19 protein-coding genes are annotated in these 25,547 nt (G+C 57.2%); 15 read left to right on the top strand and 4 right to left on the bottom strand.

All coding sequences use genetic code 11. The features are described 5' to 3' along the window. The first annotated feature begins 14 nt into the window (after window positions 1-14). The 4 genes from HUV30_RS07015 (at window position 15) to proC (ending at window position 4,015) form a co-directional block, all read left to right on the top strand. The gene (locus tag HUV30_RS07015) at window positions 15-1,304 is read left to right on the top strand and encodes a S41 family peptidase (protein WP_174404735.1); all 1,290 of its coding nucleotides are present in this window, start codon (window positions 15-17) and stop codon (window positions 1,302-1,304) included. Window positions 1,305-1,412: 108 nt separating this feature from the next. Continuing rightward, window positions 1,413-2,723: a divergent polysaccharide deacetylase family protein gene (locus tag HUV30_RS07010; protein ID WP_174404734.1), complete on the top strand. Its 1,311-nt coding sequence runs from the start codon at window positions 1,413-1,415 to the stop codon at window positions 2,721-2,723. Between the two features lie 75 nt (window positions 2,724-2,798). Next, window positions 2,799-3,218 (top strand): nucleoside-diphosphate kinase, encoded by a 420-nt coding sequence (gene ndk / locus HUV30_RS07005; RefSeq protein WP_174404733.1) that lies wholly within the window; start codon window positions 2,799-2,801, stop codon window positions 3,216-3,218. Beyond that, the gene (gene proC / locus HUV30_RS07000; RefSeq protein ID WP_174404732.1) at window positions 3,218-4,015 is read left to right on the top strand and encodes a pyrroline-5-carboxylate reductase; all 798 of its coding nucleotides are present in this window, start codon (window positions 3,218-3,220) and stop codon (window positions 4,013-4,015) included. Before ndk ends, proC begins: the two co-directional genes overlap by 1 nt. Window positions 4,016-4,155: 140 nt before the next feature. On the opposite strand, the gene HUV30_RS06995 is transcribed toward proC, so the two are convergent. Both HUV30_RS06995 and HUV30_RS06990 read right to left on the bottom strand, forming a co-directional pair. Further along, on the bottom strand, window positions 4,156-5,253 hold the full coding sequence (locus HUV30_RS06995) for an HDOD domain-containing protein (RefSeq protein WP_174404731.1): 1,098 nt from the start codon (window positions 5,251-5,253) through the stop codon (window positions 4,156-4,158). 450 nt (window positions 5,254-5,703) lie between these two features. Then, the gene (locus HUV30_RS06990) at window positions 5,704-6,726 is read right to left on the bottom strand and encodes an MJ1477/TM1410 family putative glycoside hydrolase (RefSeq protein ID WP_243452099.1); all 1,023 of its coding nucleotides are present in this window, start codon (window positions 6,724-6,726) and stop codon (window positions 5,704-5,706) included. A gap of 93 nt (window positions 6,727-6,819) precedes the next feature. Between HUV30_RS06990 and HUV30_RS06985 the strand changes: the two genes are divergently transcribed. The 11 genes from HUV30_RS06985 to HUV30_RS06935 all read left to right on the top strand — a co-directional run bounded on the left by HUV30_RS06985 (window position 6,820) and on the right by HUV30_RS06935 (window position 22,862). After that, window positions 6,820-7,386, top strand: coding sequence for an LpoB-related protein (locus HUV30_RS06985; protein WP_174404730.1), 567 nt, complete (start codon window positions 6,820-6,822; stop codon window positions 7,384-7,386). A gap of 31 nt (window positions 7,387-7,417) precedes the next feature. Continuing rightward, the gene (locus tag HUV30_RS06980) at window positions 7,418-9,532 is read left to right on the top strand and encodes a polysaccharide deacetylase family protein (protein ID WP_174404729.1); all 2,115 of its coding nucleotides are present in this window, start codon (window positions 7,418-7,420) and stop codon (window positions 9,530-9,532) included. Continuing rightward, window positions 9,529-12,453 carry a tetratricopeptide repeat protein gene (locus tag HUV30_RS06975; protein ID WP_174404728.1) on the top strand — a complete coding sequence of 975 codons (2,925 nt, stop codon included), beginning with the start codon at window positions 9,529-9,531 and terminating at the stop codon, window positions 12,451-12,453. The genes HUV30_RS06980 and HUV30_RS06975 overlap by 4 nt, the downstream gene beginning before the upstream one ends. Continuing rightward, a complete protein-coding gene (locus HUV30_RS06970) occupies window positions 12,450-14,669 on the top strand; it encodes a tetratricopeptide repeat protein (protein ID WP_174404727.1) in 2,220 nt (739 codons plus the stop codon). The genes HUV30_RS06975 and HUV30_RS06970 overlap by 4 nt, the downstream gene beginning before the upstream one ends. Window positions 14,670-14,675: 6 nt before the next feature. Then, window positions 14,676-16,097: a GAF domain-containing protein gene (locus HUV30_RS06965; RefSeq protein WP_174404726.1), complete on the top strand. Its 1,422-nt coding sequence runs from the start codon at window positions 14,676-14,678 to the stop codon at window positions 16,095-16,097. Further along, window positions 16,075-17,196, top strand: a complete 1,122-nt coding sequence (locus HUV30_RS06960) for a HEAT repeat domain-containing protein (protein ID WP_174404725.1) — start codon at window positions 16,075-16,077, stop codon at window positions 17,194-17,196. The genes HUV30_RS06965 and HUV30_RS06960 overlap by 23 nt, the downstream gene beginning before the upstream one ends. Next, window positions 17,193-18,734 carry a GT4 family glycosyltransferase PelF gene (pelF, locus tag HUV30_RS06955; RefSeq protein ID WP_174404724.1) on the top strand — a complete coding sequence of 514 codons (1,542 nt, stop codon included), beginning with the start codon at window positions 17,193-17,195 and terminating at the stop codon, window positions 18,732-18,734. The genes HUV30_RS06960 and pelF overlap by 4 nt, the downstream gene beginning before the upstream one ends. Continuing rightward, complete coding sequence (gene pelG, locus HUV30_RS06950; protein ID WP_174404723.1) at window positions 18,722-20,092, top strand: exopolysaccharide Pel transporter PelG; 1,371 nt, start codon at window positions 18,722-18,724, stop codon at window positions 20,090-20,092. Before pelF ends, pelG begins: the two co-directional genes overlap by 13 nt. 16 nt (window positions 20,093-20,108) lie before the next feature. Then, on the top strand, window positions 20,109-21,092 hold the full coding sequence (locus HUV30_RS06945) for an NAD-dependent epimerase/dehydratase family protein (RefSeq protein ID WP_174404722.1): 984 nt from the start codon (window positions 20,109-20,111) through the stop codon (window positions 21,090-21,092). Window positions 21,093-21,128: 36 nt separating this feature from the next. Next, on the top strand, window positions 21,129-22,211 hold the full coding sequence (locus HUV30_RS06940; RefSeq protein ID WP_174404721.1) for an HDOD domain-containing protein: 1,083 nt from the start codon (window positions 21,129-21,131) through the stop codon (window positions 22,209-22,211). A gap of 126 nt (window positions 22,212-22,337) precedes the next feature. Continuing rightward, entirely contained in the window at window positions 22,338-22,862 is a 525-nt protein-coding gene (locus tag HUV30_RS06935) for a type 1 glutamine amidotransferase domain-containing protein (RefSeq protein ID WP_174404720.1), read from the top strand. A gap of 490 nt (window positions 22,863-23,352) precedes the next feature. On the opposite strand, the gene tsaA is transcribed toward HUV30_RS06935, so the two are convergent. After that, window positions 23,353-23,835, bottom strand: a complete 483-nt coding sequence (gene tsaA, locus HUV30_RS06930) for a tRNA (N6-threonylcarbamoyladenosine(37)-N6)-methyltransferase TrmO (protein WP_174404719.1) — start codon at window positions 23,833-23,835, stop codon at window positions 23,353-23,355. A 183-nt stretch (window positions 23,836-24,018) separates the two neighbouring features. Next, the gene (locus HUV30_RS06925; protein WP_174404718.1) at window positions 24,019-24,255 is read right to left on the bottom strand and encodes a hypothetical protein; all 237 of its coding nucleotides are present in this window, start codon (window positions 24,253-24,255) and stop codon (window positions 24,019-24,021) included. Window positions 24,256-25,547 lie beyond the last annotated feature (1,292 nt).

The raw sequence follows: 25,547 nt of genomic DNA, 5'->3' as shown, positions 1-25,547 counted from the left end.
TCGGAGGATCTGTAATGCGCATGACAATGTGGGTCGCCTCTGCGGCCTCTCTGGCAATTCTCGCCTTCTCCTGCGTGCCCGGACTGGCCACAGAAGATCAAAGCAAATTCGATTCGCTCAAGCGTTTCAGTCAGGTGCTGGATATGGTTGAGCGCTTCTACGTTAACGATGTCAGCCGTAAGGACCTGATAGACGGAGCCATGCGCGGCATGCTGCAGTCGCTTGACCCGCACTCCACCTACATGGACCCCAAGGAACAGCAGGAGATGCAGGAAACCACCTCCGGCGAATTCTTCGGCATCGGCATTGAAATCACCCAGGATGAAAACGGCATCCTCAAGGTAGTTGCTCCCATCGAAGACACCCCTGCATGGAAGGGCGGTCTCAAGAGCGGCGACCTGATTCTGGAAGTGGACGGCGAGTCCACGCAGGAGATGTCGCTGGGCAAAGCCGTTTCCAAAATCAAAGGCCCCAAGGGCTCTGCGGTCATGCTGACCGTACTCTCCAAGAGCGATAAGGAACCCAAGGAAGTAAAGCTCGTGCGCGACGTCATTCCGCTTATCAGCGTGAAGACCCGCGTGCTTGACGACGGCTACCTCTGGGTGCGCCTCATGCGCTTCTCCGAACGCACCACCGATGAACTCTATGAGAAGATCGGCGAATATACCAAGAATCACGAACTGCAGGGCATCATCCTTGACCTGCGTGACAACCCCGGCGGCCTGCTTGACCAGTCCATCAGCGTTGCCGATGCATTCTTGAACGAAGGCGTGGTTGTCTCCATCCGCGGCCGCGGCAAGGACAGCCGTGAATTCAACGCACACGCGCAGGAATCCGACATTGTCGTACCCATGACCGTACTCATCAACGCCGGTTCCGCCTCCGCCTCGGAAATCGTGGCTGGCGCCCTGCGCGACCAGAAGCGCGCTCTGCTCATCGGCGAACGCAGCTTCGGCAAGGGGTCCGTGCAGAACATCATTCCCCTGAGCGACGGTGGTGCGGTCAAGCTGACCATTGCCCGCTACTACACGCCCAACGGCACGTCCATTCAGGCAGAGGGTATTCAGCCCGATATCCTCATGCCCTTTGAAGCACCCCGTGAAGAAGACAAGGCCCATCCCCGCCGCCTCATGCGCGAGAAGGACCTGACCGGGCATCTGGAAAACCCCAACGGCAACGGCGAATCCGGCAAGCCCGCTTTCAAGCGCAGCCCCGAAGCAACCGAAGCCCTCACCCGCGACAACCAGCTGCGCCTTGCACTGCAACTGGTACGCTCGCTGCCCAGAATTCAGACCATCCACTAACGGGTGCTGAAGCATGATTTGATCCGGGGCGCGGTTATCCGCGCCCCGTTCGCATGACGCGCCGTTCCGCACCGCCGGAACGCAGCAGAACTGATACTGACAGGATACATGACTGAACCGACCCCCCCTTCACTGCCCCGCTGGGTACTGCCCGTCATGGGCGCCATATGCTGCCTCATCCTTGTGGCGGCGCTGGCCCTCGGCCTTAAGACCCTGCGCGATACGGGCATGCTCGGCGATAAGCCGCCTGCCACCCGCACAGCACAGAACGGTACCATGCGCGAACAGGCAGACGCGGGCAACCTGCCGTATGAGGAATCCCTTGATGCCCCCCTTGAAGAAGGGGTGAAAAAGGTTGATTACGCCCTTCTGCAGGCCCTTGGCTCCCTTGCCCTGAACCAGAATTCCATAGAACTGAACGAGATCGAACTCAGATCAGCCGGCGGGCAGGAATACCACTTCCAGCGCATACGTCTTTCCGGCGCGCCCAATCAGGACATTGCCAACGCCATAGCGGCATCACTGGCAATATGGGCGCAAAATGCCACCTTGACCAAAACCACCGACTCAACCTATTCCATCTCGTTGCACGGCGTAACCACGCACGAATTAGCCCTCGCGCAGGAAACGCCGCCGCAGGTTCCGGAAACCACCACACCACAGACAGAGCCCGGATCAGCGGTTCCTCCGATCGCTGCAAACGGCACCACTCCGGCACCCGGACCTGCCACAGACCCACACACGACCCCCAAGGGGTCCGGACGTCTCGCCATTGTCATTGATGACCTTGGCGAAAGCGTCAGCGCGGCAAAAAAGCTGGTCGCCCTTTCCTACCCTGTCACCTTTGCCATCTGGCCCCGTGCTACCCACACGAGACAGGTGGCCGAACTGGGGGCAAAGCATGGAGAGGAGATCATCATCCACCAGCCCATGGAACCCGTCGGCTACCCCGAGGTACGCCCGGGACCGGGCACGGTGTTCGTGCAGATGACGCCGGACCAGATACACACGATCATTGCGGATAACCTGAAAAAGGTTCCCGAGGCCGTGGGCATCAACAACCACATGGGGTCACGCTTCACGCAGGACCGCGCAGCCGTCAGAGCTGCGCTGGATGAACTGCGCAAGCACAACCTGTTCGTGCTGGACAGCTGGACCCATTCGCGGACCAAGCTGTACGCCGAAGCGCAGAACGCGGGGATGAAAGCCTACAGGCGCAGCGTCTTCATAGACGTCATCCGCGACGTTTCCAGCATCGTGCACCAGCTCGAAAAGGCGGAACGCATTGCTCTGACCACAGGTCAGGCCATTGCCATCGGCCACCCGCTGCCTGAAACGCTTGCCGCCCTCAAACAATGGGAGGCAAAGCGCAACAAGGCTGTGACAGTGGTGACCGTCGGCTCGCTTCCGCCGCAATGATGTGGGAACGGCATCCGGCAATGCTGCTTCGGATGCCCTTGCAATAATACGTATTCAATCGGAGGAATATCTGTCATGCTGCAAAGAACCTTTTCCATCATCAAGCCCGACGCGACCGAACGCAATCTGGAAGGTGCCATTCTCGACCGTATCCAGAAGGCAGGACTGCGCGTTGTTGCCATGAAGAAGATCCACCTTACACGTGCGCAGGCCGAAGGCTTCTACCACGTGCACAAGGAACGCCCCTTCTTCGGCAGCCTCGTCGAATTCATGTGTTCCGGTCCCGTTGTATGCTCCGTGCTGGAAGGTGAAGACGCCATTGCCAAGTACCGCGAGCTGATGGGCGCCACCAACCCTGCCAACGCCGCTGAAGGCACCCTGCGCAAGGATTTCGCAGTAAGCCTGGAAGCCAACTCCGTGCACGGTTCCGACGCTCCTGAAACCGCAGCTTTTGAAATCTGCTACTTCTTCAACGCTCTGGAGATCACCGGCTAATGAAAACGTTTGGCTGTATCGGATGCGGGAACATGGGTTCCGCCATCCTCAGGGGACTCGCTGCAAAGGAAGGTCTGGCCTTTACCGGCTTTGACCGTAACGAAAACGCCCTTGCCGCCCTTCGGGACGACATCAACTTCCAGCCTCTGGCGTCCGAAAAAGATGTAGCCGAAAAGGCTGATTACATCCTTCTCGCCGTCAAGCCGGACATGGTCGAAGCTGTGCTGGGCAAGATCGCGCCTGCACTGACCAGGGACAAGGTTGTCATCTCCATTGCCGCAGGCGTTTCGCAGGCGGCGCTCAAGGAATACAGCAAAAAGGCGTGCCCCGTTGTACGCTGCATGCCCAACACCCCCGCCATGGTGGGTGAAGGCATCTTTGCCCTGTGTTTCGAGGACGCCGATCTCAGCGACGAGCACCAGACAGCCATTCAGGAAATATTCGGCACCATCGGGCAGGCCCTGGTGCTGGAAGAAAAGAAGTTCAACGCCTTCACCGCCGTTGCCGGATGCGGCCCCGCCTACGTCTTCCACTTTATGGAAGCCGTGGTGGAAGCAGCCGTAACCGTGGGCTTTACACGGAAGGACGCTACAGATATGGTCATCAAACTCTTCAAGGGCTCAGTGAAGCTTGCAGATGAGTCGGACCAGCATCTGTCCGTTCTGCGCGAAATGGTTTGTTCCCCGGCAGGCGTTACCATCGCAGCCGTTAACCATCTCGACCGTACGGCAGTGCGGGGTAACATAATCGACGCTGTGCTCGAGGCACGCCAACGCGGCCTTGAGATGAGCAAATAGCACCAGAAATACCCAAGTGACGGGGGGTATGAAATGTGTGCAGGGGCGCGAACCGCAAGGTTCGCGCCCCTTTTCTTTCAAAGAATCGCCAATACCATGACCCGATGTTTCAGGCCGATGCAATGCCGCAGCCTGCAGCGCTACGCCGCGTGACGATTGGTGCGGCCTTCCGCAGCGAACAGAAAAAGTGCCCGTTCCATTTCCGCATACCCATCCCTGGCCACGTCCGCAATATCCCCAAGCGGTATGCCGAGCATACGCCATGCGCCATTGGCAGGCGGCAGCACGTGCTCGTCCGTCCAGTAAACATATCCGAGCGCCCGCGCCATGAAGTCGGCAACACCCACCACCGCAGCGTATTCCGGACTGTCGGAGGCCATGTCCTGACTGTGGTGTTCCCGCACGGCCTTCACCAGACGGGCATCCACACCCCACGCCTGCAGTGCGGCTGCGCCCACTGCGCCGTGGTCGAACCCCAGCGCACGTGTTTCCGCCACATGGAACGGAATATCCTGCGCAGAGGCTTCGCCGTAGACTCCGGCAATTGCATGCCCGAGGCGTTCCACAAGCAGCAGGCGCCCCATGTCGTGGAGCAGTCCGGCGGTGAAATATCGCTCGGGGTCTTCAAAACCGGCACGCTTGGCAAGGCTGCGGGCAAGCCCTGCAACCATCAGCGAATGCCGCCAGAATTCCGTCATGGAAAGCTCCGCTGGCACATTCAGTCTGCTGCCCATCTGCCCTGCGGCAAATGCCAGCCCGGCAAGCTGTCTGCCACCGACGATACCTACGGCTGCGCGCACGGAACCGATGGGAGCTTCGCCCCTGCCGCCCGCATATAACGGGCTGTTCACCAGACGCAGCAGCGCAAGGGTGAGCACCATATCGTAGCGGATGATATCCGCAAGCTCATCGGTGGAATCGGAATGCTTGCGGGAATATGCGTCAAGTCGGGCAAGAACGCCCGGCATGGGAGCAAGGTGAAAACGTCCCTGCACAAAGGATTCGGGCGTATACTGCCCCCGCAGCGGCCCGCCGGACCTCGGCAACGCCCCCAGAATGGGCCTGTCGAGCTGATAGGCTTCCATATCCATCTGCAGCATGATTTCTACCGCCTCCAACGCCACCCCGCGCATGCCTTCGACAAGCTCCCTGTCGCGGCTGTTCAGAGGATGACGGTCGGCGTACCTGAAACGACGCGCTACAATGCGCTGTGCCTTGTCAGATGCAGACTGAGGCATTCCTGTATTTTGCTGTAACCCCGGCATAATTCCCTCCCCATTGAGTCTGGGCTGAGCTTATGCAATAACTATTCTCAATAGCATCATTCACCATCTTTACGATAAGTTAATAAAATTACCATCTTTCACCATATGCAGTTTTTTCCTTCTGCAGTCAAAACACTGGCGTCTCACCCGCTCTCACACCTGTCCCCGTCAGACTTCCGTTCCGGCAACAGCCCTGAAAAATTAGGGGAAATCAGAGAAACGCCCGCGCAGCCCCCCCCCATATACCCACGTGTACCCGCCGACGAAGCCTGATCGACTCCCCGCAAAAACAGCAGAACGGCCCGCCGTTGTCCGGCGGGCCGTTCTGCAATTGATTTTCTTTTCATCTATCGCCCGATACCATCTGCCACCTCAGGCACCATCCGTCATCACCGTACATCAGGTGTCAGGCCATGCCTACAATCAGGGGGTCTGCGGGGCAAGCGAATCCAGCGCCCTGTCCGGTTCGGCACGATAGGGTACAGGCGCAAACGGCAGCGTGGTCAATGCGTTGCGGTATTCTGCCATGCGTTCCAGCGGAATATACTCGATGTTGAGTACGGTCTTCCCCGCATCTGCGACCTTTCTGAGCATGGTCGTACGGTAGACACTGTCTTCGGGAGTGACATTGAAAAGCAGCGATTCAACCCCGATCATGTCCATGACCTCAAGATACCGTGCGACAGAGGCTTCCGAAGCATCGTTGAAAATGCCCTCGGCATTCTGGGGAGTGATGATGAAATCGGCACCTCCGGCGGTCCGCATGTAGTTGGCGATGCGGGCAACCAGCCGGATCATGTCGTCAGCGCACAGCTGCAGATCGCGGCCCTGTTCATACCAGAACCAGTATGCATCCACGATATCAAGGTACACGCCGTCAAATCCGGCTGCCAGAATCTTGTCCATGTAGGGGCGAAGCACCAGATCCCACCACTGTTCGTGCCAGTACATAACCTTGTAGTTCTCGGGCCAGTCGGGGTTCTCGGGTCCGAGGAAGGGAGGAGGCGCTTCCTTCCATTGCGCATCCCAGTAAAAGCGATAACTTTCTGCCTCGCCGATGGAAAAATAACACAGCACCTTACGACCGCCCTGCTGCATGCGGGCAACCTGCTGCGGGGTAAACGCGGCAGCATCCGTGCCGTCTGCCGAGTAGTCCACCACGACAAGATCCGTGGCCGAGGCAGCCACCGCATCCGGTTGCGCCCCCTGCAGCCACAGTGCCCAGCGCCGGGGATGCGGTACAATGCGTACATGTCTCACAGGCGCCTCCATGGAATCAGCTCCGTCACGGACAGTGGAGTCCGCCCTGCGCTCCGGCACCTGATCGCCCACCGGACCACACCCGGCAAGCGAGCCGAACAACGCGAGCATAATGAGCACAAATATGTGGAACGCCAAAATATTACTTACGTGATATTTCAAATAGTGTATAAAGTAGGTAGCCATGCGCCCCTCTTGGAGTTTTTGATAACTGTTATTATTGCAAAAGAGCGGCCCTGAGGCTATGAAAATCTAACGCAATCAACCAGGGGGATATACGTGAACACCATCTTTCGCTGCATCATGACCGCGTGCCTTCTCATTTCGCTGACGGCCTGTTCAGCCTCGCAACAACACTTCTTCAATTCCGCCGCCATGCCGGACGGGGAGCGCACCGCTGCCGTGCTGCCTTTGGTCAACCTGACTGCCCACCCCAATGCGGGACGCATTGTCAGCGACATTCTTTCCACGGAACTGTATGGACTCAAGGGATATGCATTCCTCGAAACCACGGCAATGATTGAATCACTCAAGGGCGGTGAAGAAGACCTTGATTACGTGATGGACAAGGCCGTTGCCCGTCGTGCAGGAAAGACTCTGGGTGTGGATACCATCTTCTACGGCTCAGTCAGTGAATTCCGCTACAAGCGCGGGCTGGATCAGAGCCCTGTTGTGGGCGTGAACCTGCGCATGATGGATGTAAAGACCGGTGAAGTGATCTGGGCGGCTTCCTTGACGGAAAGCAGCGGCTGTTTCTTCGGCTGCGACACCTCGCTCAACATGCTGACGCAGACCCTGTGCCGAAAGGCCGTGCAGGAGCTCAGTTCCGCCACGGAAGGCCGCTAACCCCCTTCGGGGAGCTTTTCCGGGGGAACCTATGCAACAGCGCCTCACCCCTTTTCTCTTCAGAATGGCGGGCATATGCCTGTGCCTGCTCATCTTTTGCGCCGTGCTGGCGGGTACAGCCGAATCCGGCCATGCCGCCCCTGTGCCGGTGGCCCGCAAGGTACTCATCCTTTACAGCGGCGCCGCGGGGCAGCTTGAGACTGACAACCCATGGCGCAGAGCCTTTGCCATGCCCGGCAACTATTTCGGCCTGCTCTCATTCTATCAGGATGTAGCCAATCCGCTGCCCGCCAAACTCGACCCTGCCGAATGGCGTGCGGTTGTCTGCGCATACAGTGCACTTACCGTAGATGATCCCGAAGGGCTCATCCGGTGGCTTCTGGCTGCCTCCGAGCGTGGCATACGAATTATCTTCCTCAACCATCCCACGCAGATTGCAGAGGGAGCATCGCCCGCAACACAGGAGGCGCTCGCAAGACTGCTGGCGCGGCTCGGCCTCGCCTTTGAACAGCAAACCACCACCGCAGGCACTCTGCTCGCCTATGAAACGGTCGGCAGCCAGATGAACTTTGAACGCAGGCTCCCCCCCCTGCCGCCTGTCTTTGAACGGTTCACCGCCACCGGCGACAAGAGCCTCACGCCGTGGCTCACCGTGCGCAACAAGGCGCAGGGCACAACCGGCATTGCCGTTGCCGTGTCCGAAGCGGGTGCCATGGTCCTGCCGGAATACATCCGCTGGATGGACCCCGCAGATTTTCGCAAGCAGCTCTATATTGACCCCTTCGCCTTTGTTGCAGACAGCATGGGATTGCGTGGCCAGCCAGCCCTCACCCCCACCACGCTGAACGGCAAACGCATAGCCTTTTCGCACATTGATGCCGACGGATTCAACGGCTTCACCAATGTGGACAAGACCAGGAACTGCGCCGAGATCATCCGTGACCGGGTGCTCGCCAAAGTGGATTTTCCCGTGACCGTATCGGTCATTCAGGCCGAAGTGGACCCGAAATACGAAGGCAACGCCCACCTCATGGACGTGGCCCGCAGCATGTTCGCCATGCCCAACGTGGAACCGGGGTCGCACAGTTTCAGCCATCCGTTCTACTGGGATTCCGGCGATGACGCCAAGGCCATGATGTTCAAAGAGAAACTTGGCCTTGAGCAATACGGTATCCCCGTCAAGGGCTATACCTTCGACCCCAAAAAGGAAATCGTGGAGTCGGCGCGCTGGATAACCGAACATCTCGCGCCGGCGGGCAAGCCCTGCCGCCTCATGCAGTGGTCCGGCTCATGCGACCCCAAAACACCGGTCATGCGCATAGTGGCCGGGGCGGGCCTGCAGAACATCAACGGCGGCGATACCATTTATGACGAGCACAACAACTCGCTCACCACGGTCTCTCCCCTGTACAAGCAGGTCGGGCCGTATGTGCAAGTTTTCACCGGACAGGCCAACGAGAATATTCTGACAAACCTGTGGACCGGCCCCTACCATGCCTACCGCTACATCACGCGCACCATGGAACGGACAGGCAGTCCGCGCAGACTGATGCCCATTAACGCGTACTACCACTTCTACAGTGCGGAATATGAAGCATCATTGCAGGCTGTGCTGGACGTCTATGACTGGATGGCCCGTCAGGATACCGCACGGGTGTTCACATCCGCCTATCCCCCCATGGTGCAGTCCTTTACGCAGGCCCATGTGGCGCGCGACGGCGATGCCGATGTCTTCACCAACTACGGAGCCTGCCTCAGCGTGCGCTATGACGACACGGCAAAGCTGCCGGACCTTGAGCACTCGGTGAACGTGCTCGGCTACGATGTGCAGCCTCAGGGGCTTTTCGTGCATCTGGCACCGGATGCCGGTGAAGCCCGCATAGTGCTCGCCGACCATCCGCGCAACGCACGGCCGTTCATCCGCAGCGCCACCGGCTGGATACGCGGCTTCACATACGATGCACGGAAGGTCCGCTTCCAGCATGACGGATTCGGCAAAGGCACGGTCACGCTCGGCGGCCTGCCACCGGACACCCGGGTGGCGGTGGACTCCGTTAACGGCAAGCATACGGTAACTGTCGACAGGCAAGGCACGCTTGTCCTGTCCGGCATGGTTTCCGGCGGGGTGGAGATCAGCATTCAGTGAGAATCAATCCGTTCTACGTCCTCTGCTTCTTCGTCGCGGTATTCACCCTGACGTTGCTTGTCTACCCCACCAGGCGGGAGCTGGCCGAGCTGTATCTTGCGAGCGGCGACATCCAGCGCTCCAAAGACATCATAGACAAGGCGGTGGCTGAAGACGGCTCAGATTACCCCCTGCTCATAACGGCTGCCGAGGTCTATCACCTGCTCGGCAAGCCGGAACAGGCCATTGATTTCCTGCTGAAGGCGCGCCCGCTCAAGCCGCGCAACGTTGCCATGCTGAACTCGCTGGCCACCTATTATCAGTGGAATATGCAGCCGCTTCTGGCCATGCCCGTGTATGAGGAAATACTCGCGGCAGACCCCGGCCGTACAGATATTCTGCGCACACTTGTCTCGCATTACCGCTACTACGGCATGCCGGATAAAGAGAGCCTTGCTCTGGCCCGCCTCATCCAGCTGGAAAGTACAACCGCGACGAAAACCGCACTGGCCATCCGCTCTGTTCTGCGTGAAGAACTGCTCGGCCTTGCCGGATTGCGCCTTGCCGGTGATTATGATCCCCTGCGCGACCTGCTGATGCAGCAACTCTTCGTCGTTTCCGAAAATCTCGAAGAAGAACTGCGCGACGGCGCAACGGTTTCCACGGAAGAATACACCACCTACTGTCTGGAACACTTCATGCGCACCGGCATGGTGCAGCAGGGCGGGCAGTTTGCAACGCGCCTTGATACATTGCAGGGCGGTGTGGCCGCCCGTCTGCGCCTTGCGCAGGTGCTGCAATGGAACAACCTGCTCCCCGAGGCCGTTGCCTACCTCAAAGACGTAGACCGTCAGGTGCCCCGCAACGAAGAGGTTCTCGTCGCCCTCAGCAGAGCCGCGCGTGATGCCGAAGACATGCAGACTGTGGAATATGCGCTGGAAAGCCTTACCAACGCCGTGCCTGACAAGACCGAATATGCGGAACAGCTCGCCGAGGTGTATCTGGCGAACAATCAGGTGGACAAGGCGCTCAACCTGTTTGACAGGCTGCTTGCCACTGCCGTTGATACGCTCAGAATTCTCGGCAGAATGCTCACGGCCGCGCTTTTTTCGGGTGAACCATCCACCATGCGCCTTGCTCTGGAAAAGGCTCTGCCCTTCCCCACCGACAGGCCGGATATAGTGGAAACAAAGGTCGAACTGCACCTTGCGCTGAACGAGCCCGAAAAAGCCTATGTTCTGCTGCGCGAAGCAGCGGACAAAAATACCCCCGATCACGAACAGCTTGTCCGCCTGCTTGATGTGGCGGCAGCCACGGGTCAGCCCCCCCTTGTAGTGGATGCCGTGCGCCTTGCTCTTGGCCGCGAACCGGACAATGTGGATTTCATGAGAGCCGGAGCAGACGCCCTGCTCACAGTCAGCGAACCGGCAGAAGCCTACCGCCTGCTGAAGAAGATTGCCACCGCCACACGGCTTGAGCCGGATACCCTGACCATGCTGGAAGCAGCAGGCTACACCGGTACCCCTGCCACGGTGGAAGAAGCTGCAACGCTTGCGGCAACACTGCACCCTGCCTCGCGCACAGTCATGGACACAGCCGCCGAAGTGCTGCTGTGGGTTGAGAATCCGGTCAAGGCGCTGCCCTATGCCGTCAAGGCGGCCCGTCTCTCCAAGGGCGACAGGGAGCAGGTGATGCGCATGGTGGAAATAGCCTCCTTTACCGGCGATCCGGCCCGTTTTCTGGAGGCCCTGCGTATTGCAGGAACCCTGCGGCCGGATGATGAAGACCTTGCCATGACTTCCGCACAGGCTCTTGCAGCACAGGGTGATGCCTCTGCCTTTGAGTCTTTGCTTTCCCGCTTCATGCGCTCCGGCAAGGATGTTGCTCTGCTGCGCCGCTGGGCCACCATGGCAGAAGAGGCAGGACTGGTCGAACAGGCCTTCCGCCTCTGGTATCAGATTTACAGAGCTGACACGACAGACACAAATCTCGGCCGCAAGGTGGCACGACTGGCGTTCGACACCGGTCACTACACCATTGCAGCACAAACGTGGACCCACTTGGCGGATGCCTCGCGCAACGACTTCGAGGCCGCATCCGGTGCAGGCGCGGCATGGGCCGCCGCAGGCGACACGGCAAAGGCACTGCGCTATTTCGAGCAGGCCCTCGCCATCCGGCCGCAGGACCGCCCCACCATGCTGGAAGTTGCCCGCAACGCCCTGTATACTGGCAAGTACGAACGTTCCGTCGACATGTATGAATCATACGGCCTTGCCTCGCTTGAAGAGAACGACCGGTTTGCGCTGGCCGAGGCATACGGCAATACCGGCAAGGCGGCGAAGGCGCTGGAATTCTTCGGCCCGCTGCTCGACAGGGACCCGCTGCCCAAGGACCGCGCCCTGCTCATCACCCGCCTGTTCAACCTCGCGGGGCAACGGCAGCGGGCAGAAAAGCTCTATCCACGGCTGACCCGGGCTTACGGCGACGATTCCACTTTCCTTGCCAACCTCGGGGCAGAGGCCTTTTTTGCTGAGCATCTGCCCCCCGCCCTTGCGATTTTCAATAAACTGCTGGAAACTGAACCTGAAAATGCCACAGCCCTCAAAGGCTCGGCCATGGTATACGCAGAACAGGGCAACACACGGGCTGCCATTGAGCGCTTCCGCATGTTCAACAGCCGATATCCAGACGATGGCGACGCTCACTTCAGACTTGCAGAACTGTATACCCGCACGGGCAGAACGGAATTGGCTCTCAGGGAATACAAGACGGCCGCCCGTTTACTGAAACGCGTTCTGCGGCCACCCGATGCATCCGGCCCGTCCGGTATATTCGGCCCCTCCGGTAAATCCGGTAAATCCGACTCGACAGACAATAACCGAACCACGCGCGTGAAAGCTCTTCAACCGCAAGGACCGGAAGCCCCCCGGAGCACACAATGATACCGGCCCGCATATTCACGAGATTCTGCCTTCCGGCGCTGCTGGCACTGCTGGTATTGCCTACCTGCACTGCGGCACTGCGCGCGGCAGATAACGCTCCGGTAACTGATATACCGCCCGCTCCCGCCGGCAGCATATGGTCCGTGCAGACCGATTCTGCCCGCAATCCTGCCGGTGCCGCACAGGCAGTGCTGCGCATGCGCTCGTCCGTTACGCCGGAGGCACGCATGCTGCTGCTCTACAGTGCGGACAGCTCCCCGTGGTACGTGGTGGAACTCACCGCCTCGCCGGACAGGGAAGCAGCACGACAGGCAGCCGAAGCCTATCTGCGTATAAGCGGCAGAAAAGCCGTGGTACGCCAGATGGATGCGACCCTGCATGAAGAACGCACGGTTCCCGAGGCCCTGCTGCGTGAGCCGCAAAACATAGCACAACTCTCTGCGGCAAACACGGCTGCTGACCCCGTGGCTCAGGCCTCTTCGGTCTCTACGGCTGATCAGACACCGCTTAGGGCAGAACCCCAGCCTGCATCTGGACAGATAGATAACGAACAGTCTGCGTCTGTTCTGGTAGATAACGAACAGTCTGCATCTGTTCTGGTAGATAACGAACAGTCTGCATCTGTTCTGGTAGATAACGAACAGCCTGCGTCTGTTCTGGTAGATAACGAACAGCCTGCGTCTGTTCTGGTAGATAACGAACAGTCTGCATCTGTTCTGGCAGATAGCGAACAGTCTGCGCCTATGCTGACATCTGTTCTGGCCGAAGACGGGCAAACGGCACCCGGAGAAGCAGTGACTGCGAACGCAGAGGCAGCCGTGGCCCCTGAACAAAGGGCTCCCTATACGCCCTTCAATGCCGACAGCAGGCAGGCGGCGCTCATCATCGCCCGCAGCACCTTCATGCAGGGCGACCATGAAGGCGCCCGCGCCATGTACCGCGTGCTCCTCACCCAATACGGCCCTGACGAAGAAATCGTCGCCGGATACGTGGATACCCTGCTCGAAGGAAGGCGCTGGGCAGAAGCGGAATCCGAGCTTGCGGCGTGGCGTGTCAGAAGCCCTCAAAGCCTTGATGCCATTCGCCAGACCGCCAGACTCTATCTGCTCATGGCCGATGAGAACGGCAACTACGAGGCAGCGTTTCCATGGCTTGAAACCATTCTGGAACAGACACCCGAAGATACGGATATCAAATCCGATTATGCCTACGCGCGCCTGAATGCGGGAGACTGGAACGGAGCTCTGGCGCTGTTCAGCGACGTCCTTGATGCCGACCCCGGAAATACGGATGCGGCCGAAGCAGTGCGGATCATCTGCCGTGACCACAGCCCCCAGCTTCGTGCAGACTTCCGTTCCGAGGTGCAGACCGGCAATATTTCCATCAACACGCTGGAAACGGAATACAGCCGGCAGCTCAATCCCGCATGGCGGCTTGCCGTGTCCGAAGAACGTAGCAGCATACACCGCAAGGGCAACAATCAGGGTACCACCGGCATAGCCACGGAAATTCTGCGCCACTCGGTGCGCGCCCGCAACGACATCAACACCCGCTGGAGCCTTCTGAGCGGCATAAGCTATTTCTCGGGCAAGGCGGAAGGTATGGGAGCAGAGGCCGGATTCGAGCGCCGCGACCTTCTGGGCGGCACACTGAGCCTTGAAGGTGAACTCAACGCCCCGTGGCTCTCCACGCTGGATGCCGTGGACCGCGAAGGAACAACTGACACCTACACGGCACGCTACGAGCGCCCCCTGAACGACTTCTGGTCCATGAGTGCCTCGGCGGGTGCCGTGCGGTATTCGCTTGAAAATATCTCGGGTTATTCCTGGCAGGAACGTGAGGAATTTGCGCTTACCCGCAGCATCCGCTACCTGCCCGACCTTTCCGCCTCGTACATTTTCACCCGCACCCGGCAGCACTACCGGCAGAACGACCCTGCCGAGCGGCCCGTTGATCTTGTGGACAAGGAAGACATCCACGCCCTGCGCCTTGAAATGCTCCACTGGTACAACGACTACGTGGCCCTGCGCGCCTTCGGTTCCGCAGGATACGACGTCTTCCGCCCCTCCCCGCTGTTCGGTGCAGGCGGCGGACTGCGCTTCCGGCTGGGAGAGCGCATCGATCTGGATGCAGGATTCGAATACAACAACGATACCGGTCAGGTTGGCGGCGGCGAAGCCAAGGCCCTTACTTCATCCATCATCTTCCGGTTCTAGAAAGCCATGACAGTAACCAGAATCACCCCCAAGGCAATCACAGGCAAAGGCCGCCTCGTCTACCTGCTGGAAACCCTGCTCGGCCTTATGCTCATCACCGTGCTGAATGTCCTGCTGTTCAGAAGCGACATCGGGTTCATGCAGGTGCAACCGCATCCCTACTGGATAGTGGTGGTGCTCATTGCCGTGCGCTATGGCTTCTTCCCCGGGTTTTTCGCAGGTTTCATGGCCGCCCTGCTCTACCTGCTGTTCAAGGCCGCTGCCATTACGGATATTTCGCTGCTTGAACTGCGCTCCATGGATCTGTGGGGGCCTCCCCTCCTTTTCTGGGTAACCGGCATGGCGCTCGGCGAAATCAGGCAGGGACACATACGGGAGCTGATCAACGCGCAGATCGCGCTGAAGGAATCCACGCGCCTTGCCGGGGAACAGAAGAAGGAGATGCAGACGCTGGAACAGGCCAAGGTGGAGATGGATACGCGCATCTTCTCGCAGGAGCATACCCTGAGCACCATTTATGAGGCCGCTCAGGCACTGCGCACTCTTGAGGCAGAATCCATCTACATGGCCATTCTCGACCTGTTGCGGCAGTATCTGGATGTGGAGGAGTGTTCCATTTACATGATGGAAAACAACACGTTCCACCTCAAGGCATCCAAACGTACCACATCGCCCCGGCCGCGAAACGTGCTGGGGCAGGAAACCGAACCCCTTGCAACAGTGTACAGAGAACGCAAAGCCGTCACCATAGACATGGCGCTGCGCAACGATTTTGACAACGCGGGCCTGCTCATCGCCGCTCCGGTGCTCACCGGCAGCGGCATGGAGGCCGTGGGCGTGCTCGTGGTTGAGAAAATGCCCTTCCTCAAGTTCAATCCGGCATCCATCCGCATGGTCGAGCTCATTGCTGACTGGTGCGGCTCCAGCCTTGAAAACGCCCTGCTTCACCACAACACACGCGAAAAACTCATCACCGATGAAATCGCCGACGTGTACAACAGCAAGTACCTGCGCAGAAGACTGCATGAAGAATTTCTGCGGGCCAAACGCTACGGACTGGAACTCTCCATCATTTATCTGGAAATTCCCGGATTTACGGAACGCATCCCCGAAGAACAGCAGGCAACGCTTGTGGCATTTGCATCGGTGATTCAGTCCCACCTGCGCAATATCGACCTTGTGTTCATGCACGACACCCCGGGAGCCTTTGTTGTAGTGCTGCCCACCACCCCCATTGCAGGTGCCAGAGTTGTTGTGAACAACATCGCCAGAGCCTATCAGGCGCTCGTGATCATGAGCTTTGAACTGGAATCGAATGCCATGGCACTGCGGGTGGGAACCGCCGCCATGGTAGAGGCCATGCAGGAAACGGACGAACTTCTGGCCGCCATGGCGGAGGATATTCATGACGCCGTTATCACAGTCTGAGCCGGCAAACCAGCACATAAGCAACCGCAGACTGCACATGCGGGCAACCGTATTGCTACAGGCAGTCTTTCTTGTTGCCATGGGCATTGAAGGTGCGGCCTGCTATGTTCTGCTGCATACGGCTCCGCCCACCACGCAGCAGTGGGTGCTTGCCGGTCTGCTGCACCTGCTCGCCTCGGCCCTGCCCCTGGGCTATGCCTACCAGCCTGAGCGCATTCCCGGTGCAGGCTGGTATATTCCCAAACTGACAGGGCTTATCGCCCTTTTTCTCCCGGTCATAGGCATAACGGGCATGATGCTGACAGTGTCACTCACCAAACTGTTTTTCCGTTCGCATGGGCTTGCCCACGGCTTCGAGCATGAGGCACTCAAGCTTACCAAAGACGAAGAAGTGGTCATTCAGCGCTCCATGGACGACATGCTCCGCGAAGAACTGGCCACCCAGCCCATTGTGGATATTCTTCTGGGAGATGATGAAGACCTCAAACGCGGAGCCATCATGCTGCTCAAACGCATGAAAAGCGCACGCGCCATAAAGCTGCTCAAGGAAAGTCTTTCGGACACCTCAACTGAAGTACGTTTCTTTGCGCATACCGCCCTCTCGCAGCTTGAAGAAAGCGCCATGCAACGGCTTGAAAAGGCCGAGGAACTTTCCTCATCCGGCAACAGCAGGGCCATACGCGACTACGCAACAACCTGCCGCGACTATGCTCACAGCGGCCTGCCCGAAACCAGCATGAAAACCTACTACCTGGAAGAGGCCCGTAAGCTGTTTCTCAAATATCTTGAGCAAGAAAAACAGGACCATGCAACATATATTGAAATCGGGAAGATAAGCATGGAACTTCAGGAACACGCTGCCGCCCTCAATGCCTTTGATACCGCCCTCAATTTTCCGGAAACGTTCATCGAGGCGCGACTGGGACGGTGCTGGGTATTCTACGAACAACGCGACTGGCTGCAATTGACGAACGAAATGCGCAGTATGCGGACACGCATGCCCGATTCAGAGGAATCGGACGACTTCAACAGGGCACTCTATGCGTTCTGGGCGCAGCGGATCCCGTCATCGCTCAATGCATCCGGAGAAACGGCATGATCGCAGATGTCTGTCTCATACTGGAAGGCTCCTATCCCTTTGTCGCCGGCGGCGTATCCTCGTGGGTGCACAATCTGGTCGAAGGATTGCCGCAGATCACGTTCACGGCGCTGTGCATCCTGCCTTCGGAAAAGGAACCCCACGAATACAAATATGAGCTTCCTCCTAATTTTCTGCCCCCCAAAGTCGTTTACATCCACGATGTGGAAAAGCCGAAGCGAAGTCTGTTCAACCACTTCGGCAACCGGCAGATCGAAGAGATACGGTCCTTCCATAAAACCTTGGGGAAACTTTCGCACGATGATCTCAAAGCCATAATCGAGGCCTTTCAGAACAGCCGCTACCCTCTGTGGGAGCTCATGCACGGCAAAAAGGCGTGGGATTTTCTCATTGAACAGATCGAGGATCATGTCCCCGATGCACCGTTCATGAACTACTTCTGGACCTATCGGTTCACGCACCTGCCCATGTTCAAGGTCATGAGCGTAAAGCTGCCTGAAGCTCGTGCCTACCACGCCGTTTCCACCGGCTATGCAGGGCTGCTGGGGGCTGTGGCCCGCATCACTACCGGCCGCCCCCTGCTGCTCACGGAACACGGCATCTACACCAAGGAACGCAAAATCGAGATTGCCCAGTCCGAATCTCTGCAGCAGAAGGAAGACAAGCGACTCAGGGTCAACAAGGACCTTGGTGTCTATCAGCAATTGTGGGTGAAAACCTTTTACGCCCTTGGCCGCATCACTTACCACTATGCCGAACGCATAATCACCCTGTACGAGGGCAACAGGCAGATGCAGATAAAGGACGGTGCCGCCCCATGGCGGACCGAAGTCATCCCCAACGGCATCGATCTGGAAGGCTTCCGGCATCTCAAGCCCGCCACGTATCCCGAAGAGACGCAGGATGCCTTCACCATCGGCTTTGTGGGACGTGTGGTGCCCATCAAGGACGTAAAAACCTTCATACGCGCCTGCAAATCTGTCTCTCTGAAAATGGATAACGTGCGTTTCTGGATAATGGGCCCGACAGAAGAAGATGAAGAATATTATGAAGAGTGCGTTGATCTGGTCAAAGTGCTCCAGCTTGAGGATACGGTCCGTTTTCTCGGGCGGGTCAACGTGCGGGAATATTACCAGCAGCTCGACCTTGTGGTGCTGACCTCCATAAGCGAAGCCCAGCCTCTGGTGGTAATGGAAGCCAACTGCGCAGGCATTCCCGTTGTCGCATCCGACGTAGGGGCCTGCCGCGAACTGCTCGAAGGCAGAATTGCGGAAGACCGGAGCCTTGGCCCTTCAGGCATTGTTACACGCATTGCCGACCCTTCCGACACGGCGGACGCCATTCTTTCCATACTCGGCAGCTTTGCCACGAGGCGGCGCATGGCCCGTGCCGGACGTGAGCGGATTGCCCGATTTTACAGTGAGGCCGCTCTCAACGCCCGCTATGATACGGTCTATCGGGAATTAATGGAGTTACAGGACTGGACAGGACCGGGTGGAACCGGCCCCGCCGCGGAGGAACCGGCATGGCAGGAATAGGCTTTGAACTGCGGCGCATTCTAGGCAAGGGTTCCTACCTGAACGAGCTGAGCGCCTATCTGTATGCGGCACTCATTTCCTCCGGCCCATGGCTCATGAGCATTTTCACGCTCTCGGTGCTGGGCCTGTTCAGGGAGCAGACGCTCTCCAACGTGGAGCACGAGGTGTTCCGCTCCACCATCATCTATACCTACGCCTTTTCACTTGTCTTTGTGGGCTTCTTCCAGCTGGTTGCCACCCGCTATCTTGCGGATGAGCTCTTTCTCGGCAGGGCGGAATCCACCATGCGCGCCTTCTGGAGCTGCTGCGCCGCAGTTCTCTGCATAGGCGTTCCGCTTGCTGCGCTCGCCTATCTGCGGTTCGACATTTCAGGGTATTACAAACTGCTCGCGGTTATGCTGTTCGCCGTGGTCAGCCTTATCTGGCTGGCCATGATCTTCATCTCCGCAATCAAGGACTATATTCAGATCGTGCTGGCCTTTGCCGTGGGCACTGCCATCAGCATTGGCGGAGCACTGTGGCTCAGCCATATTCTTGGGCCGGAAGGCCACATGCTCGGCTACCTCATAGGGCAGTCGGTCATATTCTTCTGGCTGCTTTCCCGCCTGCTTGCCGAATTCCATCTCGGGGCCGTTTTTGATAAGGCCATGTGGGGATATTTCATAAAATACTGGGAACTTGCAGCCATCGGCATCATGTATAATCTTGCCATATGGATAGATAAAATCATCTTCTGGCTGGCACCGGATGCCCGCACCATAGTGCCTTTCTTCAAGACGCACGACTTTTACGAAGGGCCTGTCTTTTTCGCCTACCTGACCATTGTCCCCACCCTTGCCATTTTTCTCATGAAGGTGGAAACAACGTTCTACGATCATTACAGGCTCTACTATGCCAAGGTGATGGAGAACCTACCGCTGCATGCCATTCTGGATGAAAAAAGCAGACTTGTGGACTCGCTGCACAACTCGCTGCGCGAGATACTCATCATTCAGGGGGCCATAACCGTGCTGTGCATCGCCTTTGCGCCACAGATCATCGCCATGGCACAACTCTCGCCCATTCAGATTCCCATTTACCGTATCGCCCTGACAGGAGCCTTCTTGCAGGTACTGCTGTCAGTTGTTATTATTATACTGTTCTATTTTGACCGCCGCAGGGATGTGCTCTTCATATCCGCCCTGTTTCTGGTCACCAACGGTTTCTTCAGCTGGATAACCACGCAGATGGATGCGGGATTCTACGGTTACGGTTACTGCTATTCCTGTTTTACGGCTCTGTTTGCCGCCTATTGGCGGCTCGACTGGAACATCAGCAATCTCGAATACATAACCTTTGCCCGGCAGCCTATCGGCTAGCCCGTCAGGATACGACATGCCTTCTCAAACCAGACACGCCTGCCTTGTTACCGGCTGCGCCGGCTTTGTAGGAAGCCACCTCACCGATTCGCTGCTCGCAATGGGATATCCGGTTGTCGGCGTTGACATACGCCCCCGCAATGAAGCGCACAATCTGTCAGGAGCCTTCGGCAACCCGCTCTTCCATTACCTTGAGCGGGACATAACGCACCACGAGGTGCTTGCATCGGCTTCTGCCCTCTGCGGAGACATCCGATACATTTTTCATCTTGCCGCCGTGGTCATGGTCGCTTTTTCCATGGAACATCCGGAACTCACCATGGCCACCAACTATACGGCAACCAAGGCCCTGCATGAAGAGGCAGTGCAGGCCGGAGCAAAGGCATTTCTTTTTGCCGGATCGGCCGCCGAATATGGTGACGATCCCCGCCTGCCGCTCAAGGAAGAATACGCAACAGACGCCACCATCCACAACAGCCCTTACGGGCGCTCGAAATATCTGTCCTCAAGCCTCATGCAGAACAGCGGTGTAGGCTGCTCCCTGCGCTTCTTCAACATTTTCGGCCCACGGCAGGACCCCAGCAGCCCTTACAGCGGTGTTGTTTCCAAATTCATCACGCAGGCAGTGGACGGCAAAGACCTTACCATCTTCGGCGACGGCGGGCAGACCCGCGACTTCATCTATGTTTCCGATGTGGTGCAGTCCTACCTCATTGCAGCCGGAATTGTCCCTGCTCCCTCAACCGGCGTTGCCGCTCCCCTATCCGGCATCTACAATGTGGGTACCGGCAATTCCATCAGCGTGCGGGAACTTGCGGATCAGGTGGTGGCAAACACCGGCAAGGGCAGCAATGTTCTGTTTGCCACGCCGAGAGCTGGCGACATTTATCATTCGCGTGCCGATGTATCCCGCTTCAACAGCTGCACAGGCTTTCAGGCCGTCGTACCCTTTGCGGAAGGACTGGATCGAACCATCAGCTGGATGAGCGAAGCACAATAAGCAAAGTGCGGCTTTTCTGCCGCACTTGGTAATATCATGATCACGAAAGAAGTTCTGGAATCCATTTCTCCGGAGGCCCGGGATAAGGCCAAAGCCTTTCTCAAAATGCGCTTCAGGTATACCAACCACGATCATCCGTTCGTGGCACAACTGGTGCGCTTTGCCTACACCGAATTACTCGAACGCATTGCCCAGGGCATAGACACGGGGCATTCCGCCGAACAGCCTATACCGTCGGAGACACTGGGAGCCCCCAGCATCGGCAAAGGCTGCTCCATGGGCACCCTTCTGACCCAGCGGATCAATCTGGTATCCCTGCCGCAGCTTGTGGTGCAGTTGCAGGAAGCCATGCATTCACCCAAGGCTTCCGCCAGTGATATCGCCAAAATCATCAGCAATGACGTAAAACTCACTGCCTCGCTTTTACGTCTGGTCAACAGTCCGCTCTACGGTCTTGTCACCAAAATCGAAACCGTTTCCCGGGCGGTGGCGCTTATCGGCCTCAGGCCGCTTGCAAGCCTCGCCATGGGAGCAACGCTCATCAGCGGTTTAAACAAGCAGTTGCAGGGCCTCGCGCTTGAAGAGTTCTGGTTGCACAGCATCGCCTGCGCCTCTATCGCCAAACGGCTGGCAGAGCAGACAGGTCGGGCCGAGCCCGAGCGCTATTTCGTGGACGGCCTTCTGCATGACATAGGACGGCTGTTCATTCTGGGTGCATTTCCCGATGAATCCGAATCTGTTCAGAATTTTGCCATAGGCAAGGGGATTTCCATGCACGCAGCCGAAACTACGGTGTTCGGCTTCAGCCACGTGGACGTTGGCGCCAGCATTCTCGCCAAATGGAATCTGAGCCCTGCGACAACAGCAGCTGTACGCTTCCACCACTCTCCGGAAGAGGCACCAGAACAAGGCATTGACGACCATCACATTATCCATCTTGCCGATGCCATGGCAAAGGCCCTCGGATACCATGCCCGGGGTGACCATTTTGTTCCCAGAGTTTCCATGCTCTCATGGAACAAGCTGGCTCTCCCGCTCCCGCAGCTGGAAGAAACCATTGCAGATCTGCATCTGGAAATTGAAACAGTTGCGCAGATAATGCTACACTCTTCATTCTAGGCCGCTCAGACAGACGCCCACCCCAATCTTTACGGAATAACGCTCTCCGCCCGATTGCATACAGGCAGGCAGAGCCAATCCGGCAACACCTCCCGTGTTATACCGGCAATACAAGGAGTGTATCCCATGCAAATACTCGCAGGAAAACGCGTTCTCATGTTCGTGGACGATGTATATGAAGACCTTGAACTCTGGTACCCCAAGTTGCGCCTTGAAGAAGCCGGAGCGGAAGTCGTCGTCGCAGGCCCTGATAAAGGCCGCACCTATGCAGGCAAGCACGGATACCCCTGCGTGGCCGACGCAGCCATTGCGGATATGGATCATACCACCTTCCACATGCTGGTGCTGGCAGGAGGATTCGCTCCGGACAAGCTGCGCCGTGACCCCAAGGTGCTGGAGATTACGCGTGCCATGCATGAAGACGGCAAGCTAATCGCGCATATCTGCCACGCAGGATGGATTCCCATCTCCGCCAAGATCATGAAGGGCTATCGGTGCACATCCACCCCCGGCATAAAGGACGATCTGGAAAACGCCGGCGCCATATGGGAAGACAAGCCCGTGGTGGTGGACCGCAACCAGATCAGCAGCCGCCGCCCTTCTGACCTTCCTGATTTCTGCCGCGCCATTCTGGACTACGCGTCCAAGTAGTCGGCACATTCACCAAATATAGAAAAGGCCCCTTCGGGGCCTTTTTGACTGTTAAAAAAACATTTCCGAGGATTGTGGCTCCGCCGGGCAGGAACCTAACGTTTCTGCACCTCGTATAAGCGACGCAAATCCGTTTTTGGACCGTACCCTGCGGCTTAACGGAAATGGGGCTTTACTGGAAACAACGGATTACCATAAATCTGAAAGGCCCCATCGGGGCCTTTTGACTGCTTACAAAGTCATTTTCGATATTTTTGGGCTCCGTCGGGCAAAAATATAACGGTCCTGCGCCTCGTATAAACGATGCAAATCCGTTTTTGGACCGTACCCTCCGGCGTAACGGCAATGCGTTTTTACTGAAAACAACGGATTCACCTAAATCTGAAACGCTTCAACGGGACCTCTTCGAATCAAATTCCAAGTGCAAAGCTACCAGCTTTCGCCATGCGTAGTACGAAGTCCCCCATCCTGACTTTGCGGTTATTGCGGACTAATCTTTGAAGCGATCATCACTCCGCATAATTTCCGCATCCTGTTCACCTTTTTCGAGCCACCCGACCTGTTCCACAGGCCAGACATCAAAACCGGGTACATAGGGCTTGATATCCAGAACGGGCGTTCCATCAAGCACATCCACATTCTCCAGTTCCAATTCGCAACCGCGAACCGAAACGAGGCGCATCACGGACAGCCCTATGGAGTTAGGTCTCTTGGGCGAACGGGTGGCAAACACACCACGGCTCTGCGTATCCAGAAAGGGAACAACAGTCAGCGCATGGCTTGTCACCTTGTGAAAGTGATAGAGAACAATAACGTGTGAAAAACCATCCAGATCGGCCAGCCCCTCGGCATATTCCGCATTAACGGATACTGTTCCACGAATTCCCACAGCTCCACGCGGCTGAATGGGCATATCCTCAATCGTGGTATGAGGGGTCTTGAAGTAGCCTATGGGGGAGTAAGAAATATGCATGAGAGCCTCCTTTGGCGCAGTGGAATGCGCATGAAAGAAGCTTTATACGTTATTGGAAGCGTTGGGTAAACTGTCGAAATTGTCTACTTTGACTGTAGAAAATCAAACAATATACAACCAGCTGGCATCTACTTTGCGCGTCCCATTTGTTGGAGAAAGCAATAACAAAGGTTGCGGCTAAAATTAGATATATTGCCAGACCTTATTCATTGAAGTGTCCATCACGGCAACGGCGCAAAGATCACTGAATGCGATTTTAGCAACCTCGGCCCGAAGTGTCCCCTCACACTGCTCATTATTGAAGGCGTCCATTATCGCAATGGAGTCACTAAGGGGGCGAGATTGAGGAGAGCTGCCATCTTGCGTACGAGGGTGGTAACCGATGTAAATAATCTTGGCCTGTTCGTGTGCTGAGTTCATTATCTGCGCTCCTGTGTTTCAAATGATTGTCATAGATTTACAGAAGTTTTTCAACAGGGAGTTATAATTTGCCGATGTATTTCTTGTTGTGCCCTGTTGATGGTGTTTTTCTCGTCACATGCCCTCTATATAAAACATGCAATGAGGAGGGAAAGGTTGGTTCAGGCACGATCAGACTTTCACTGACTACATTAAGTTCAAAGTAAGTTAACCCGTTGTTGCCTCTGGCAGGGAGAGCGGGGCCGCCAGCGCGCGGCCCCTTCTCCACTCCCCCCGCGCTTTCTTGCTCATGAAAGGCTGTGCCTTTTCCTACATATACCGCTGACTGTACTTTCCGTTACCTTCACCCTTTGCAATTGTCTCGGATGTAATTTCACGGAAAACTGAACGATGCTCCCTCGACAGCAAAGGGCTACGGTATGACGCTAAACATGATCTAACATCTCAGTTCAATGAATCAGCAGAGTTTCTTGACTTGTGATCGCATGCCTACTGAAAAAACAAGACCGCTTGAATCCCCCCTCACGAATCACATGCCGATTGGAAGCGCTTCACTTCCACGGCGGGACGAACTACACCCAGCGACCAGCTGGGGCGAGGCAGGGGGAGTCCAGAGGGGGCCTTGCTGAGGAGTGCCAGTGGCTGTCTGCGATGAAGGAGCAATACAGCCACCAATCTAGCGAGTAGCAGCTATAAGCGAGGCACGAGCCATACAGATGCACGTTGCCAGACGGTACGCCCCGGCCGAGGCCCCCTCTGGCTCCGCTGAAGGCGGCAAAAGGGAACAGTAGATTGGACTTGGTGTAGTCGGTGAACGCCTAACCAAGCCAATACAGACCAAGGCTCAATTCTCCGCATGTGACATGATATGCTCGTAGAGAGCCTTCCCCGAAGCTTGATGCCGATTGGAAGCGCTTCGCTTCCACGGCGTGAGGAACTACATCCAGCGACCAGCTGGGGCGAGGCAGGGGAGTCCAGAGGGGCCTTGCTAAGGGCGGGCACCGCCCGGTTGAGGCCCCTTCTGGTCCCGCTGAAGGCGCAACGGGCAAAACTAGCCAACACTTGATGTAGTCGGTGAAAACCCAACTAAGCCAGTACAGACCAAGGCCCAATTCATTGAAACTAGGAAAGCATGATGGAAGACGGATGGAAGGAAGAAAAGGAAGGCTAACTGAAGGGATGTGATTTTACCCCAAAACAGAAAAACTCCGGCCCTCATCGGTACCGGAGTTTTTCGTTCAGGAAATAAGTCTTGGCGGCGGCCTACTTTCCCACCAGCTCCCTGGCAGTAT

Source organism: Desulfovibrio subterraneus (genome assembly GCF_013340285.1).
GTDB classification, from domain to species: domain Bacteria; phylum Desulfobacterota; class Desulfovibrionia; order Desulfovibrionales; family Desulfovibrionaceae; genus Halodesulfovibrio; species Halodesulfovibrio subterraneus.
The sequence above is the reverse complement of the archived record's forward strand: the minus strand, read 5'-3'. Positions and strand labels throughout refer to the sequence as shown.

What these genes read in the sequence shown, in the direction of transcription:
- ndk (WP_174404733.1), top strand. Translation starts at nt 2,799, where the DNA reads ATGCTGCAAAGAACCTTTTCCATCATCAAGCCCGACGCGACCGAACGC.
- proC (WP_174404732.1), top strand. Translation starts at nt 3,218, where the DNA reads ATGAAAACGTTTGGCTGTATCGGATGCGGGAACATGGGTTCCGCCATC.
- HUV30_RS06935 (WP_174404720.1), top strand. Translation starts at nt 22,338, where the DNA reads ATGCAAATACTCGCAGGAAAACGCGTTCTCATGTTCGTGGACGATGTA.
- HUV30_RS07015 (WP_174404735.1), top strand. Translation starts at nt 15, where the DNA reads ATGCGCATGACAATGTGGGTCGCCTCTGCGGCCTCTCTGGCAATTCTC.
- HUV30_RS06940 (WP_174404721.1), top strand. Translation starts at nt 21,129, where the DNA reads ATGATCACGAAAGAAGTTCTGGAATCCATTTCTCCGGAGGCCCGGGAT.
- HUV30_RS06980 (WP_174404729.1), top strand. Translation starts at nt 7,418, where the DNA reads ATGCAACAGCGCCTCACCCCTTTTCTCTTCAGAATGGCGGGCATATGC.
- HUV30_RS06965 (WP_174404726.1), top strand. Translation starts at nt 14,676, where the DNA reads ATGACAGTAACCAGAATCACCCCCAAGGCAATCACAGGCAAAGGCCGC.
- HUV30_RS06970 (WP_174404727.1), top strand. Translation starts at nt 12,450, where the DNA reads ATGATACCGGCCCGCATATTCACGAGATTCTGCCTTCCGGCGCTGCTG.
- pelG (WP_174404723.1), top strand. Translation starts at nt 18,722, where the DNA reads ATGGCAGGAATAGGCTTTGAACTGCGGCGCATTCTAGGCAAGGGTTCC.
- HUV30_RS06960 (WP_174404725.1), top strand. Translation starts at nt 16,075, where the DNA reads ATGACGCCGTTATCACAGTCTGAGCCGGCAAACCAGCACATAAGCAAC.
- HUV30_RS06945 (WP_174404722.1), top strand. Translation starts at nt 20,109, where the DNA reads ATGCCTTCTCAAACCAGACACGCCTGCCTTGTTACCGGCTGCGCCGGC.
- HUV30_RS07010 (WP_174404734.1), top strand. Translation starts at nt 1,413, where the DNA reads ATGACTGAACCGACCCCCCCTTCACTGCCCCGCTGGGTACTGCCCGTC.
- pelF (WP_174404724.1), top strand. Translation starts at nt 17,193, where the DNA reads ATGATCGCAGATGTCTGTCTCATACTGGAAGGCTCCTATCCCTTTGTC.
- HUV30_RS06925 (WP_174404718.1), bottom strand. Translation starts at nt 24,255, where the DNA reads ATGAACTCAGCACACGAACAGGCCAAGATTATTTACATCGGTTACCAC.
- HUV30_RS06995 (WP_174404731.1), bottom strand. Translation starts at nt 5,253, where the DNA reads ATGCCTCAGTCTGCATCTGACAAGGCACAGCGCATTGTAGCGCGTCGT.
- HUV30_RS06990 (WP_243452099.1), bottom strand. Translation starts at nt 6,726, where the DNA reads ATGGCTACCTACTTTATACACTATTTGAAATATCACGTAAGTAATATT.
- tsaA (WP_174404719.1), bottom strand. Translation starts at nt 23,835, where the DNA reads ATGCATATTTCTTACTCCCCCATAGGCTACTTCAAGACCCCTCATACC.